This is a genomic window from Kerstersia sp. (assembly GCF_052103615.1).
Lineage (GTDB): Bacteria > Pseudomonadota > Gammaproteobacteria > Burkholderiales > Burkholderiaceae_B > Kerstersia.
This window is the reverse complement of the sequence record NZ_JBQEKA010000081.1, coordinates 1-13,944: the sequence shown is the minus strand read 5'-3', so window position 1 is coordinate 13,944 and position 13,944 is coordinate 1. Positions and strand designations below refer to the sequence as shown.

At 62.2% G+C, this 13,944-nt stretch carries 13 protein-coding genes; 4 read left to right on the top strand and 9 right to left on the bottom strand.

Going from position 1 to position 13,944, the window contains the following annotated elements; all coding sequences use genetic code 11:
* The 8 genes from ACTJGZ_RS13400 to ndk form a co-directional block, all read right to left on the bottom strand.
* A partial coding sequence (locus ACTJGZ_RS13400; RefSeq protein ID WP_441663415.1) for a GTPase occupies positions 1 to 61 on the bottom strand: 61 nt, incomplete at its 3' end.
* 6 nt (positions 62 to 67) lie between these two features.
* On the bottom strand, positions 68 to 1,213 hold the full coding sequence (gene bamB, locus ACTJGZ_RS13395) for an outer membrane protein assembly factor BamB (protein ID WP_441663414.1): 1,146 nt from the start codon (positions 1,211 to 1,213) through the stop codon (positions 68 to 70).
* Positions 1,213 to 1,857, bottom strand: coding sequence for a YfgM family protein (locus tag ACTJGZ_RS13390; protein WP_441663413.1), 645 nt, complete (start codon positions 1,855 to 1,857; stop codon positions 1,213 to 1,215). Before ACTJGZ_RS13390 ends, bamB begins: the two co-directional genes overlap by 1 nt.
* Before the next feature lie 7 nt (positions 1,858 to 1,864).
* On the bottom strand, positions 1,865 to 3,151 hold the full coding sequence (gene hisS, locus ACTJGZ_RS13385; RefSeq protein ID WP_441663412.1) for a histidine--tRNA ligase: 1,287 nt from the start codon (positions 3,149 to 3,151) through the stop codon (positions 1,865 to 1,867).
* Positions 3,152 to 3,212: 61 nt separating this feature from the next.
* A complete protein-coding gene (ispG, locus tag ACTJGZ_RS13380) occupies positions 3,213 to 4,487 on the bottom strand; it encodes a flavodoxin-dependent (E)-4-hydroxy-3-methylbut-2-enyl-diphosphate synthase (protein WP_441663411.1) in 1,275 nt (424 codons plus the stop codon).
* A 50-nt stretch (positions 4,488 to 4,537) separates the two neighbouring features.
* Positions 4,538 to 4,957, bottom strand: a complete 420-nt coding sequence (locus tag ACTJGZ_RS13375) for a helix-turn-helix domain-containing protein (protein WP_441663410.1) — start codon at positions 4,955 to 4,957, stop codon at positions 4,538 to 4,540.
* Positions 4,954 to 6,231, bottom strand: coding sequence for a 23S rRNA (adenine(2503)-C(2))-methyltransferase RlmN (gene rlmN / locus ACTJGZ_RS13370; RefSeq protein ID WP_441663409.1), 1,278 nt, complete (start codon positions 6,229 to 6,231; stop codon positions 4,954 to 4,956). Before rlmN ends, ACTJGZ_RS13375 begins: the two co-directional genes overlap by 4 nt.
* A gap of 66 nt (positions 6,232 to 6,297) precedes the next feature.
* Entirely contained in the window at positions 6,298 to 6,723 is a 426-nt protein-coding gene (ndk, locus tag ACTJGZ_RS13365; protein ID WP_441663408.1) for a nucleoside-diphosphate kinase, read from the bottom strand.
* A gap of 488 nt (positions 6,724 to 7,211) precedes the next feature.
* On the opposite strand from ndk, the gene ACTJGZ_RS13360 reads away from it, so the two are divergent.
* The 4 genes from ACTJGZ_RS13360 (at position 7,212) to ACTJGZ_RS13345 (ending at position 12,534) form a co-directional block, all read left to right on the top strand.
* Positions 7,212 to 10,109: a valine--tRNA ligase gene (locus ACTJGZ_RS13360; RefSeq protein WP_441663407.1), complete on the top strand. Its 2,898-nt coding sequence runs from the start codon at positions 7,212 to 7,214 to the stop codon at positions 10,107 to 10,109.
* 14 nt (positions 10,110 to 10,123) lie between these two features.
* A complete protein-coding gene (locus ACTJGZ_RS13355; protein ID WP_441663406.1) occupies positions 10,124 to 11,374 on the top strand; it encodes an NAD(P)/FAD-dependent oxidoreductase in 1,251 nt (416 codons plus the stop codon).
* A 200-nt stretch (positions 11,375 to 11,574) separates the two neighbouring features.
* Positions 11,575 to 11,928 (top strand): DUF6693 family protein, encoded by a 354-nt coding sequence (locus tag ACTJGZ_RS13350; RefSeq protein WP_441663405.1) that lies wholly within the window; start codon positions 11,575 to 11,577, stop codon positions 11,926 to 11,928.
* 105 nt (positions 11,929 to 12,033) lie between these two features.
* Entirely contained in the window at positions 12,034 to 12,534 is a 501-nt protein-coding gene (locus tag ACTJGZ_RS13345; RefSeq protein WP_441663404.1) for a hypothetical protein, read from the top strand.
* A 142-nt stretch (positions 12,535 to 12,676) separates the two neighbouring features.
* Here the strand turns inward: ACTJGZ_RS13345 and ACTJGZ_RS13340 are convergent.
* Positions 12,677 to 13,944 (bottom strand): DUF6056 family protein (locus tag ACTJGZ_RS13340; RefSeq protein WP_441663403.1); only part of this gene is annotated, 1,268 nt, incomplete at its 5' end.

The window sequence follows — 13,944 nt, the reverse complement described above, 5'->3', positions numbered from 1 at the left end:
AAAGGGTCGATTTGCCAACATTGGGGCGCCCGACCAGGGCTACGACAGGTTTGATCGACACGTTATATCAATTCACTGAAAGCAAGCTCAGTTTGCCATTGCCGGTCTGCACCAGCACGCCGGCATAACTGGCCTGCAAAGGAGAAACAATCGCGCCACCGCCCAGGCTCACACGGCCCAGCAGATGACCATCGGCGCGGTCGAGAAAATGCACATAGCCGTCATAATCACCGACGGCCACGACGCCCCCCTTAACCTGGGGCGCCGTCAGACCACGATTGCGCAAGGCGTCCTGATGCCACAGCGTGGTGCCATCCTCCAGCATGAAGCCGAAGACTTCGCTATTCTGGCTGCTGGCAAACAGCAGGCGGTCGTCCACAGACACCCCGGAGGCGCTGGAGAAATCCTTGCTCCAGACGATACGGCCGCCCTGCGAGACATCAAAGCACAGCACCCGGCCCTGATACGCGGCAGCGCAAAGCAAAGCGCCCACTACCTGGGGCTGGCCCACCACATCGGTCACGCGCTCCAGATCGGTCGCGCCCTTGGGCGTGGCGACCGTCCCTTCCCACTGCACGTTGCCGGTCGCGGCATTGATGACCAGCATCTTGCCGCCAGGCATGCCGGTAATCAGCAAGCCATCCACCAGAATCATCTGGGTCGGGGCGCGCAGCGCCAACGCCGGCCCCGGACGCTGCACGCTCCAGAGCCGCGCCCCCGTATCGGCATTGAATGCCTGGATACGGTAATCGCCGCTGCGGACCACGACATAGCCGCCATCCACCACAGGCGGAATCAGTACTTCGCTGCTGGCCTTGGCCCGCCACTTTTCCTGCCCTTCGCTATCCAGGGCAATAATCTCGCCCGCGGGCGTCACAACCACAGCCACCTGGCCGTCCGTCCCGACCCCGGCAGACAATTGGCGCGCCACCCGGTTGCTCCAGATGACCCGGCCCGAAGAAAGATCCACTTTGGATACCGTGCCGCCGGGTGTGGCCGCATAGACGGCATCACCGCTGATGGCAGGCACAAAGCCGCTGCCGCCGCCGCTGCCGATATCCACGCTCCAGACGGTGGAAATCGTCGCGCCCGGCGTATAGGACGTCAGTTTGGCAGGCTCATAGCGGTCATCCGAAGATGCGCAGGCGCCAAGAAACAGGCTGGCCGCCAGGACGGCGGCAAAAGGCAAACGGCGGAATTTACGCGGCAGCATCAGGACTGACCTCCAGACAAGGCATCAATCTTCAGTTTGAGATAACCGATCAGCGGATCGTCTTCCTTCAAGCCTGCACGGGCCTGGCCCCAGGCCTTGCCTGCCTCTTCCACCTTGCCCTGGGCAAACAGAATGTCGCCGCGGCGGTCTTCATACAGCGCCGTGAATGCCGCCGGCGGGTTCGCCAGCTGAGCCAGCGCTTCGTCATATTTGGACTGATCCATCAACAGACCCGCCAGGCGCAGGCGGGCCACAGGCGCCAGCGCCTGATCACCGCTGCCGGTCGCGACCCATTCCAGCTCGCGGCGCGCGCCATCAGGGTCCTGCAAGGCGATCAGGCCATCGGCTGCCACCAGGCCGCCGCGCGCGGCGTAGCCAGTGCCGGCGAACTCGGTGCGCAGGCTTTCGCTGGCCGCCGCAATGCGTGCGGCCGAATCCGGGCCGGGGTTTTGAACCGCCAGTTCCAGGGCCTCAAAGTAACCCATGGCCTGAGTGACCTTGCTGTGCTGATACCACTGCCAGCCACGGAAGCCGGCAAAGGCGGCGGCGGCGATAAACACCACGGCCAGCACCATCACGCCATAGCGCGACCACCACGCCTTGAGCGAGTCAATTTGTTCCTGTTCGTCCAGATCGTATGCCATGATGCCCTTAAGCCTTGCTTACCAGATATTGCGACAATTGGTCCCACGCCACCTGCTGTTGCGGCGCCGTGTTGCCCTGCTCATCGGCGCGCAGCCACTTCACGCTGGCAACGCGGGCCGAGACTTCTTCTTCACCCAGGATAACCGCGGCACGCGCGCCGCTGGCATCGGCACGCTTGAACTGGGACTTGAAGCCCGCAGCACCGGCATGCACGATCACAGACAATCCGGCATCACGCAAAGTTTCCGCCACCTGCGCTGCGGCACGCTGGGCCGCATCGCCTTGATGGACAACATAAATATCGCACTCGGGCTGTTCCTGCTCCCCCGTTTGCCCCCAGAGATCCAGCAAGCGCTCCATGCCGATGGCAAAACCAATCGCAGGCGCAGGCTTGCCGCCCAGCAGGCTGATCAGGCCATCATAACGGCCGCCGCCGCAGACCGTGCCCTGGGCGCCCAGCTGGTCGGTGATCCATTCAAACACCGTGCCATTGTAGTAATCCAGGCCGCGCACCATACGGGGATTGAGCGTGTAAGCGATGCCAGCATCTTCCAGGCGCGCGACCACGCCATCGAAATGCGCCCGCGAGTCACTGCCCAGGAAATCGAACAATTTGGGCGCGGCATTGGCCATTTCCTGCATGGCAGGATTCTTGGTATCCAGGACACGCAAGGGATTGGCGTACATGCGGCGCAGGCCATCCTCATCGAGAATATCCTTGTGCTGCTCCAAGTGCTTGATCAGCGCCTCACGGTGCGCCGCGCGCTCTGCCGGCGCGCCCAGCGAATTCAGTTCCAGCCGCATGCACTGCAGGCCGAGAATCTTCCAGAGCCGCGCCAGCATGACGATCAATTCGGCGTCGATATCCGGCCCGGCAAAGCCCAGCGCTTCCACGTCGATCTGGTGGAACTGCCGATAGCGCCCGCGCTGCGGACGCTCATGACGAAAGACCGGGCCCAGCGAATACACCCGCTGCGGACGCTCGTACAGCAAATTGTGTTCGATAGCGGCGCGCACGATGCCTGCCGTCATTTCGGGGCGCAAAGTCAGCGAATCGCCATTGAGGCCATCGGTGAAGGTGTACATTTCCTTCTCGACGATATCCGTGACTTCACCGATGCCCCGCGTGAACAGGCGCGTTTGCTCCAGCACAGGCGTACGCATATTGCGGTAGCCGTAGGCATGCAGCCACTGCCTGACTGTTTCTTCCAAAGCTTCCCAGCGCCCGCTTGCGTCCGGAAGCAAATCATTCATGCCGCGTATCGCGGTGACTTTCTGAAATGCCTGGGTCATATCGTTTTTCTAGAGGTTTCCGCGCCCCGGCCAGCCAGCGGGCCAGGGCACGGCGGCCAGTTTACTTGTTTTCGGACGGCGTGGCGGCGTGGCCATAACGACGCTCGACATATTCCTCGACGATCGCCTGAAACTCCTGGGCAATGGTCGCGCCTTTGAGTGTCACGGTGCGCTCGCCATCGACAAATACCGGCGCGGAGGGCACTTCCCCCGTCCCCGGCAGGCTGATGCCGATATCGGCATGACGGCTTTCGCCGGGGCCATTCACGACACAGCCCATCACGGCCACATTCATGGTTTCCACACCCGGATAGCGGGCGCGCCAGATCGGCATCTGGTTGCGCAGATAAGCCTGGATGCTATCGGCCAGTTCCTGGAAGAAGGTACTGCTGGTGCGCCCGCAACCGGGGCAGGCCACCACCATGGGCGTAAAGGCCCGCAAGCCCATGCTTTGCAGGATTTCCTGCCCCACGATGACTTCGCGGGTGCGGTCGCCGCCAGGCTCAGGCGTCAGGGAAATACGAACCGTATCGCCTATGCCTTCCTGCAGCAGCACTGACAGCGCCGCCGTCGAAGCCACGATACCCTTGCTGCCCATGCCGGCTTCGGTAAGCCCGAGGTGCAGGGGGTAATCGCAACGCGAGGACAGATCCCGGTACACCGCGATCAGATCCTGCACATGGCTGACCTTGCAGGACAGGATGATGCGATTGCCGGGCAAGCCGATTTCCTCGGCGCGGCGGGCATTGCTGATGGCAGAAATCACCAGCGCATCCCGCATGACGGCCTGGGCCTCCCAGGGTGTGGCGCGGCGGTTGTTTTCGTCCATCATGCGCGCCATCAGCTCGTGATCCAGGCTTCCCCAGTTCACGCCGATGCGCACCGGCTTATCGTACTTGCAGGCCACTTCGATCATTTGCACGAAGTTGTCATCCCGCTTCTTGCCCCCGCCCATATTGCCGGGATTGATGCGGTACTTGGACAAAGCCTGCGCGCACTCAGGATATTGCGTGAGCAGCTTGTGACCGTTGTAATGGAAATCGCCGACCAGGGGCACGTTCACGCCCATGCGGTCGAGGTGCTCGCGGATCGCAGCCACCTCTTTCGCGGCCTCCGGCGTATTCACGGTAATCCGCACCATTTCGGAGCCGGCCTGCGCCAGCGCCTTGACCTGGATCGCGGTTTCGATGGCATTGGCCGTATCGGTGTTGGTCATGGACTGCACCACCACCGGCGCCCCGCCGCCGACCAGCACCTGCTGCCCTTTCCAGGAAACATTGACCTGCCGGGTCTCGCGACGCGTCCCCGGGCCCATGGGATAGGGCTGCGTCGTCATGAGGGAGGTTTCGCCTGTTTGCATTGTGTCTCGCTGCATTCAGCGTCAGTTCATTCAAAAACCAGCCAGCCCTGCCAATAGGCCAGCAATGCGGCCGCCAGGCCCACCACTACCAGCGCCAGCAGCCACAGCACGGTGGAACCGCCACGGCGCGCCGGATCGGCGACCAGCGGATCCGCTACGGCAAATGCTCGCGCCAGCCCCTGGCCAGGCCGTTCGCCTGGCGCCAGACTATCTAGCAGGTCCTGCTCATGCAGGCCAACCTGGCGCGCATAGGCTTTGACCATACCACGCAGCGGCAAGCCTTTGGGCAGGGCATTCCAGTGCCCGGATTCCAGCGCGCGCAACTGGGCCACGGAAAAACGGATATGGGCCGACACCTCTTCCAGGGTCAAACCCCGGGCTTCCCGGGCGCGCCGCAATGCGACACCCGGCATACCGCCTAGTTCATCCATGACCACCGCGTTCATGCACGCAACTCCACAATGGGAATCGACACATCGCCCTGGCGCACACGGCGCTCCTTGAGGCGGGTGCGATCCTTCACATCACCGGCCAGCTGACCGCAAGCCGCATCAATATCATCGCCGCGGGTCTTGCGCACCGTGACGATCACCCCTGCATCCATCAGGCGCTGGGCAAACGCCTTCACACGCGCGGCGGAAGAACGCTTCAGTCCGGACTGCGGGAAGGGGTTGAAAGGAATCAGATTCAACTTGCACTTCACCTGACGCGCCACACGGATCAGTTCCCGGGCATTGTCATCAGTATCGTTGACCCCGTCGAGCATGACGTACTCGAAAGTCACGAAATCACGCGGCGCGAACTCCAGATACCGGTTACAGGCATCCAGCAGCTCCGCCAGCGGGTACTTCTTGTTCAGCGGCACCAGACGATCGCGCAGCGCATCGTTGGGCGCGTGCAGCGACACCGCCAGGGCCACGGGGCAATCGCGCGACAGACGGTCCATCATCGGCACCACGCCGGAGGTCGATACCGTCACGCGGCGCCGCGACAAGCCATAGGCGTTGTCATCCAGCATGAGGTGCAAGGCCCCTACCACCTGGTCGTAATTCAGCAGCGGCTCGCCCATGCCCATCATGACCACGTTGCTGACCACGCGGGTGGGATCCACCTCCGCCCCGTCACCCAGCCGCGCCGTACCGCGATCCGCATCCAGGACGCGGCGCACATGCCAAAGCTGGCCGATGATTTCGGCCGTGGTGAGGTTGCGGTTGAAACCCTGATAACCGGTGGAGCAGAAGGGACAGGCCACCGTACAGCCGGCCTGGCTGGAAATACACAGCGTGCCCCGGTCATCCTCGGGAATGAATACCGTCTCGACAGCATTGTTGCTGCCGACATCGAACAGCCACTTGCGTGTGCCGTCGGAAGAACGTTGTTCGGTCACGACGCCAGGCGCCGCGATATCGCAGCTGGCATCGAGTTGCTGGCGGAAATCCTTCGCCAGATCGCTCATGGCGGAGAATTCGCCAACGCCGCGCTGGTGAACCCAGCGCAGCAGTTGTTTGGCACGAAACGGCTTGCCGCCCCATTGTTCGACCTGTTGGGTCAAATCCCGAGGCGCCAGGCCCAGCAGATTGATCCGCCCGGCCTCGGTGGCCGCAGCGCCAGCCGCAGGCCGCGCCTCGCGTCCGGCCTGGCCTTGGGCCTGGGGACGCTGCGCGCCGGAAATTTCCGGCGTATCGGATGAAGTGCGGCTAATGCCTGGGCTGGTGCTCATGATCGCCTCGTGCCAGTCTGCGCCCGCAGGCGTCGGGACAGCACCGGCGCCGGCGAGCTAATGAAATCAACGGCTGTGGATGTTGATTTCGGGGAAGAAGAAAGCCACTTCAACAGCAGCGGTTTCCGGTGCATCGGAACCGTGGACAGCGTTGGCGTCGATGCTTTCAGCAAAGTCGGCGCGGATGGTGCCGGCTTCTGCCTTCTTGGGGTCGGTCGCGCCCATCAGGTCACGGTTCTTCAGGATGGCGCCTTCGCCTTCCAGAACTTGCACGAACACGGGACCGGAGATCATGAAATCAACCAGATCTTTGAAGAAAGGACGCTCTTTGTGCACTGCGTAGAAACGCTCGGCGTCGGCGCGCGACAGCTGGGCCAGGCGGCCAGCCACAATCTTCAGACCAGCTTTTTCAAAGCGGGCGATGATCTGGCCGATCACGTTTTTGGCCACGGCGTCGGGCTTGATAATCGACAGGGTGCGTTCGATAGCCATCAGAATACTCCAGGGGGAAGGCGTATTGAAAAATCGGAAAAGGAAGTCAACAGCGCACCCGTCACCCGGACTACAGGCCAGGGCGGCCGTCTGCTGCTGCAAGCGCCAGGGCTGGCGCCGTAAACCTCGGCGATCCAGGCAGCAACACAGCAGGCATAGATGTTCCGGGCTTTTTACAGCAACCCGGCATTCTAACATGCAGCCATGGCGGGATACACCTTAAAATGTTAGATTGCAAGGGTAGAAATGGGTTCCCCTGGGCCTGGCAAGGCTTGGCGGACGCCAGCCTCGGAACAGGCGGCGCCCGCGGCTGGCGTGATTGGGCCCGGAAACGGCCCGCATCGCCCCAGGTAACGGGCAACCGTACCGAATACGCTGAACATAAACACGCTGATTTCCCGAAGGCCCCGCCAGCCCGCAATGCGCTGGCGGGGCCTCAGGCATCATCCTTATCGCGCCGCACGACAAGGCGCAACGCTGAAACTGGTATGACCGATTCTTCCACTCCCGACACTGCTTCCCAAAACGAATTGCCCAAAAGCTTCGAACCGGCGGATATCGAAGCCCGCTGGTATGACACCTGGAGCCGCCTGGATCTATTCCGTTCCGGCCAGCATGTCCATGGCCCGCAAGCCACCGGCAAGCCCTATGTGATCCACTTCCCGCCCCCCAACGTGACGGGCACGCTGCACATGGGCCACGCCTTCAACCAGACCATCATGGACGGGCTGGTGCGCTACCACCGCATGCGCGGCTACGACACGGCATTCATTCCGGGCACCGATCACGCCGGTATTGCCACGCAAATCGTCGTCGAACGGCAGCTTGATGCGCAGAAGGTATCGCGCCACGACCTGGGCCGGGAAAAATTCCTGGAAAAAGTCTGGGAATGGAAACACCAGTCCGGCACGACCATCACCAACCAGGTGCGCCGCCTGGGCGCCTCGGCCGACTGGGAACGCGAATATTTCACCATGGACGAGCAGATGTCCAAGGGCGTCCTGGAAACCTTTGTGCGCCTGTACCGCGAAGGCCTGATCTACCGCGGCAAACGCCTGGTGAACTGGGACCCCAAACTGCTGACCGCGGTTTCCGACCTGGAAGTGGTTTCCGAAGAAACGGACGGCCACCTGTGGCACATCCTCTACCCGTTCGCCGATGGCCCCCAGACCATTACCGACAAGGACGGCAACCGCGTGACGCTGGCCGGACTGACGGTCGCCACCACCCGCCCCGAAACCATGCTGGGCGACAATGCCGTGGCGGTGCATCCGGAAGATGAGCGCTATCGCGGCCTGATCGGCAAAACGCTGAACCTGCCCCTGACCGGCCGCCAGATTCCCATCATTGCCGATGACTTCGTTGACCGTGAATTCGGTACCGGCTGCGTGAAAATCACGGGCGCGCACGACTTCAACGACTACGCCTGCGCCCAGCGCCATGGCCTGACGCTGATTTCCATCCTGACGCCTGACGCCCGCATCAATGACAATGCGCCCGCCGCCTTCCGCGGCATGGACCGCTACGAGGCCCGCGATGCCATCGTCAAGGCGCTGGAAGCCGAGAGTCTGCTGGTTTGTATCGACAGCCACAAGATGATGCAGCCCAAGGGCGACCGCACCGGGGTCGTGCTGGAACCCATGCTGACCGACCAGTGGTTTGTCGCCATGAGCAAGCCTGCCGGCGCAGGCTCCAGCCATGAAGGCAAGAGCATCACCGAAGTGGCGCTGGACGTGGTGCGCAACGGCGATATCAAGTTCTTCCAGGACAACTGGACCACGACCTATTATCAGTGGCTGGAAAACATCCAGGACTGGTGCATTTCCCGGCAACTGTGGTGGGGCCACCAGATTCCCGCCTGGTACGCCGAAGACGGCCAATTGTTCGTCGCCCACAGCGAAGAAGATGCCTACGCCCAGGCCCGCGCCGCTGGTGTGCAAGGCGCGCTGACGCGCGACCAGGATGTTCTGGACACCTGGTTCTCGTCCGCGCTGGTGCCCTTCACCGCCTTCGGCTGGCCCGAAGACACGCCCGATATTCAGCGCTACCTGCCTTCCAGCGTGCTGGTGACAGGCTTTGACATCATTTTCTTCTGGGTGGCGCGCATGGTCATCATGAGCACGCACCTGACGGGCAAAGTGCCGTTCAATGATGTCTATGTGCACGGCCTGATCCGCGATGCCGACGGCCAGAAAATGAGCAAGTCCAAGGGCAACACCCTGGACCCTGTCGATCTGATCGACGGCATCGACCTCGAAGGCCTGCTCAAGAAACGCACCTTCGGCCTGATGAACCCCAAGCAAGCCGGCGACATCGAAAAGAAAACGCGCAAGCAATTCCCTGACGGCATTCCGGCCTACGGCGCCGATGCGCTGCGCTTCACCATGGCCGCCTATGCCACGCTGGGCCGCAACATCAATTTCGACCTGAAACGCTGCGAAGGCTATCGCAACTTCTGCAACAAGCTGTGGAATGCCACCCGCTTCGTGCTGATGCAGACCGAAGGCCATCAGGTCGCGCAGGCCGGGGCGCCCGCGAATCGCGCCGCGCTCAGCATTGCCGACCGCTGGATTCTGAGCCGCCTGCAAACCTTGGCCGCCGAAGTCGAAAAAGGCTATGCCGGCTACCGCTTCGACAATATCGCCAACGCCATCTACCAGTTCGCCTGGAACGAGTACTGCGACTGGTATCTGGAACTCTCGAAAGTGCAGATTCAGCAAGGCACGCCGGAGCAGGCCCAGGCCACCCGCGACACCCTGCTGCATGTGCTCGACAGCCTGCTGCGCATTACCCACCCCATCATGCCCTTCATCACCGAAGAGCTGTGGCAGCGCGTCTCCGTCGCCGCCGGCGTGCGCGCCGAGGGCGAGGAAACCAGCATCAGCATCCAGGCGCACCCGCTGGCCGACGCCAGCCTGCAGGATGCGGAAGCCGAAGCGGCCATTGAGGCGCTCAAGGCCCGTATCGAAGCCGTACGCGCGCTGCGCGGCGAAATGAATTTGTCGCCCGCGCAACGCGTGCCGCTGCTGGCGGAAGGTGACGCCGCAACGCTGGAAATCCAGCGCCCCTACCTGGCTTCGCTCGCCAAGCTGAGCGGCGTGGAAATCGTCACTGCCCTGCCCGACCTCGGCGCACCGGTTCAGGTCGTCGGCGATGCCCGCCTGATGCTGCATGTGGAAATCGACGTGGCTGCCGAGAAAGCCCGCCTGGAAAAAGAGATTGCCCGCCTGGAAGGCGAAATCACCAAGGCGGAAAGCAAGCTGTCCAATGAGAACTTCGTCGCCCGCGCGCCCGCGGCCGTGGTGGAACAGGAAAAACTGCGCGTCGCGCAATTCCGCGAAACCCTGGACAAAGTGCGCGGCCAATATGACCGCCTGCGCGCCTGAGGCAGCAAGATCCCATGAGCACACCTGCAACCGAATCCATCATCATCGTCGGCGGCGGCCATGCCGCCGCGCAACTCTGCGCCGGCCTGTCTCAGGCTGGCCTGGGCGCGCGCACCATCCTGATCTGCGAAGAGCCGCTGCTGCCCTACCACCGCCCGCCGCTCTCCAAAGCCTTTCTCAAGGCCGCTGAAGAGCAGCCCATGCCCCACCGGCCGTCCGACTGGTACGAACAGGCCGGCATACAGGTCATCGCTGGTGACAGCGTCGTGGCCATCGACAGGAATGCCCGCCGGGTGCGCCTGAAAAGCGGCAGCGAACTCGCCTGGCACCGCCTCGTGCTGGCAACCGGCACCCGCGCGCGCACCTTGCCCGCACTGGAAGCACCGCTCAGCAACGTCACCAGCCTGCGCCACGCGGCCGACGCGGAACGGCTGCGCGCCCTGCTGGCCGGAGCGCAACGTGTCGTGATCCTGGGCGGCGGCTTTATTGGTCTGGAAATCGCGGCGACCGCGCATGCCCAGGGCAAACAAGTCACCGTTCTGGAAGCGGCGCCACGCCTGATGGGCCGCGCCGCATCGGCGGAATTGTCGGAACACGTGCTGAACAGCCACCGCACCAACGGCATGGACATACGCACAGACGCCACCGCCGACGCTTTCGAGATTCAGGATGGCAAGGTCACTGCGGTGGTGACCGCCGGCGGCGAACGCCTGCCGCTGGATGTCCTGGTCGTCGGCATAGGCGCCGTGCCAGAAACCGCCTTGGCCGAAGCCGCTGGGCTGACGTGCAGCGATGGCATCATCGTGGATGCCCACATGCGCAGCAGCGATGCGGACATTCTGGCGATAGGCGACTGCACCCGCTTCGACGAAGCCTACACCGGGCGCCAGCTGCGCCTGGAATCGGTGCAAAATGCCAACGATCAGGCCAAGACGGCCTGCGCCACGCTGACCGGCACCCCCGCCGCACACAAGGCGCTGCCCTGGTTCTGGTCCGAACAAGGCGGCCTGCGCCTGCAAATGGCCGGCTTGCCCCCCGCGCCCGGCACGGACGACCAGCTGATCGTGCGGCGCCAGGGCGCCAAACCTGAGTCATTCTCGCTGTTCCACTATGTCAACGGCGTGCTGGTTTGCGTAGAATCGGTCAACGCGCCGCTGGATCACGTCACCAGCCGCAAGCTGCTGGAGCTGGGCGTCAGCCCCGCCCCTGAAACCGTCGTGGACGCCAGCGTTGCATTGAAATCCCTGATCCCCGTCGCAGCCTGAACCTCGCGCCAGTCGGGGCCTGGCCCCGGCGCGCCGGGGAAGCGCTTCTTTAGCGGGGTTTCTGGCGGGATTTCGGGCGATGGTTCTGACGGAGGCTCAGGCGGCGGTTCAAGCGCACTCGCTAGCAGCCCCCGCCAAAACCCATCCTCTTTCTCTGGCGAGACTGCCAGTGCCCTTTTTCTTCTTTCAGGCCATACACCATGACCCCTGCCTTCCAGCCCCTGCAACTGAAATCCGATCTCGGCTTCATGGAAGTCATCGGGCATGTCGTAATCTGGGTCTTGCTGACCCTGGTCACACTGGGCCTGGCCCTCTTCGTATTTCCGTACTACATGCAGAAATACATCATCAGCCGAACCTATGCCTATGATGCGCAGGGCGCGCGCGTCGGCCGTCTGGTCTGCACGATAGACCTGGCCAGCATGATCGGAAATATCATCCTCTGGGCGATCATCAGCATCCTGACACTGGGCATAGGCTATATCGTCTTCAATTACAAAATTTCCGCGCACTGCCTGAGCCACACCAAAATCATCGGCGTGAACGAGCGATAACACCGGTGCGGCCCTCCGGGCTGACGGAGCCTTCGTTCCGCTTCGCCCGCCCCTGCTTCTTATCCCCTGCTTACCCCCTGCCCCGACATCCCCAGGCCCAATAGCATGCTTGATACCCTGCTGACCGTACTGCTGCTTGCCTCCACACTCAACCTGGCCCTCATGATTCCTGGCGGTTTTGTCGAGGTGCGGGATTTCAGCGCTTATCCCGCCTTTATCCTTGGCCTCTTCAATACGTTTCTGACCGTCCTTGGCCTGGGCGGACTGGTGCTGGCCTACTTTACTTTCCGCCACAGCCTGGGCTATGGCCTCGGCGTGCTGATCGGCTGCGCGTATATCATCGTGTACCTGGCCGATCTGCGGCGGATTTTCCCGGTTTCCCCGGTGCCCATGTCACGCCTGCTGGCCCGGCTTGAATGGCTGGGCACCATCCTGGGCATCGCCCTGGCCGGCGCCGGCCTATGGGCCGCGCTGCAGCCGGCTGCTGGCGCCCAGAGCACGGCAAGCAGTATTTCCCCTGCCACGCTGATTGCACTGATCGCAGCCGGCCTGGCCATCATCGCCTTCGCAACACGCGCGGCAACACAGAAGAAAAATCGCGAATAGCGTAACGGCAGCAGACAAACGCAAGGCTACCGGCAGCCACGCTAGCCCCCATCTAAAAAAGCCAGAAAACGGTAAAGTTTCCTGGCTTTTTAGAGGGGAGGCTTATTGCCCCCCCTGTCACCCCTGTGATAGAACGCGGGCGTCATCGCAACGCAAAGCTTCCCTTTATTGTGCTTTCCGTGCCGTCGGCAAGAATCACCTGATAAGTCAGCCCCGTGATATCAGCCTTGGCCAACGGAACCCTCAGACCAGCCATCTGCCCCTCTGGCGCGGGATGCAGGACAAACGGTATCGCCCGACTCTCTTGCCGCCCATCACGCAGCGTGAAGACTATGCGCAACTGAGCATCTGCAAAATTTCCCGAAGGAATTTCCGGCCCAACCAGGACGGCAGTCGTTCCGCCGCGAATATTGCTGCGTCCTGAAAACAGCGTATCAAATATAGGAGTGTCACCGAGCGACGCAGCCTGCGCGGGATAGCCTTCCCCATCGAGTATCACGGAGTAGTCGTAATCCAGAGGCACCGCCAGAATCTCGCTCATGCCGTAATGCTCTCCCATTGCAATTTCGTTGTGATAGGAATCCACCGCATCGCCATTGCGCAGGGAGGCCGGATAGAAAAATACCGGTACCTCAGCAATCGACCTGCCATTACTCACGGCTTGCTTGATCAGCGCCAAACGCACTTCTTCCTGCAAAGCAATACGCTGATATGAAAACAGCAGTGCCACATAAGCCAGCAACGCCACTAACACCGACACAGCTATGAATCCAACGCGCCATCGCAAAAAGACGCCGCCCGCGCTGGAGACCAATGGCGTATATGCAAACGCAACCGCAATCAGCATGAAGAAAACGGGCCCACTCAGTGCTCGGCTGGGAAACGTTGGCGACATGACCATTGAATAAGCGCTGGCAAATGCGAAAGCCATCGCGATCAAGGCCGCCCAGCGGCAAGGGCGCGACCATGCGGCCCGACGCCCCACGGCCAACAACACCGCGGCAGCCCCCCAGAACGGCAAAAGCTTCGCTACCGACTTAGGAAAGCCGCCTGAAAAAGTGAAGCGCAATATGCGCTCAAGAAAACGGGTCTGATAAAACTCGGCAAAAGCAGGATGGGCCGCGCGTGCCGCATTGCCTGGACTCAGCAACAAGACACCGAATCCCAGCAACACCGGCACCAACAGCAGCCAGACCGCCCTATCTTGATGCCGCCAATGCATGTAAACCGCCCCCGCCAGCGTCGCCGCCACCATCACCCAGCCGGTGTTCTCATTCGAGCAGCCCGCCAGCAATCCTGTCAGGCATAGCAGGAAAAAGTAGCGCCATTTCTGCGCCGGCCGGTTGCAATACAGGCTGAATAGGAACAGATAAAGCACTGCAAAAAAAACCGGAAAGAGATAGTTAGCCG

What these genes read in the sequence shown, in the direction of transcription:
- ACTJGZ_RS13350 (WP_441663405.1), top strand. Translation starts at nt 11,575, where the DNA reads ATGACCCCTGCCTTCCAGCCCCTGCAACTGAAATCCGATCTCGGCTTC.
- ACTJGZ_RS13345 (WP_441663404.1), top strand. Translation starts at nt 12,034, where the DNA reads ATGCTTGATACCCTGCTGACCGTACTGCTGCTTGCCTCCACACTCAAC.
- rlmN (WP_441663409.1), bottom strand. Translation starts at nt 6,231, where the DNA reads ATGAGCACCAGCCCAGGCATTAGCCGCACTTCATCCGATACGCCGGAA.
- ACTJGZ_RS13355 (WP_441663406.1), top strand. Translation starts at nt 10,124, where the DNA reads ATGAGCACACCTGCAACCGAATCCATCATCATCGTCGGCGGCGGCCAT.
- ndk (WP_441663408.1), bottom strand. Translation starts at nt 6,723, where the DNA reads ATGGCTATCGAACGCACCCTGTCGATTATCAAGCCCGACGCCGTGGCC.
- hisS (WP_441663412.1), bottom strand. Translation starts at nt 3,151, where the DNA reads ATGACCCAGGCATTTCAGAAAGTCACCGCGATACGCGGCATGAATGAT.
- bamB (WP_441663414.1), bottom strand. Translation starts at nt 1,213, where the DNA reads ATGCTGCCGCGTAAATTCCGCCGTTTGCCTTTTGCCGCCGTCCTGGCG.
- ACTJGZ_RS13360 (WP_441663407.1), top strand. Translation starts at nt 7,212, where the DNA reads ATGACCGATTCTTCCACTCCCGACACTGCTTCCCAAAACGAATTGCCC.
- ACTJGZ_RS13375 (WP_441663410.1), bottom strand. Translation starts at nt 4,957, where the DNA reads ATGAACGCGGTGGTCATGGATGAACTAGGCGGTATGCCGGGTGTCGCA.
- ACTJGZ_RS13390 (WP_441663413.1), bottom strand. Translation starts at nt 1,857, where the DNA reads ATGGCATACGATCTGGACGAACAGGAACAAATTGACTCGCTCAAGGCG.
- ispG (WP_441663411.1), bottom strand. Translation starts at nt 4,487, where the DNA reads ATGACGACGCAGCCCTATCCCATGGGCCCGGGGACGCGTCGCGAGACC.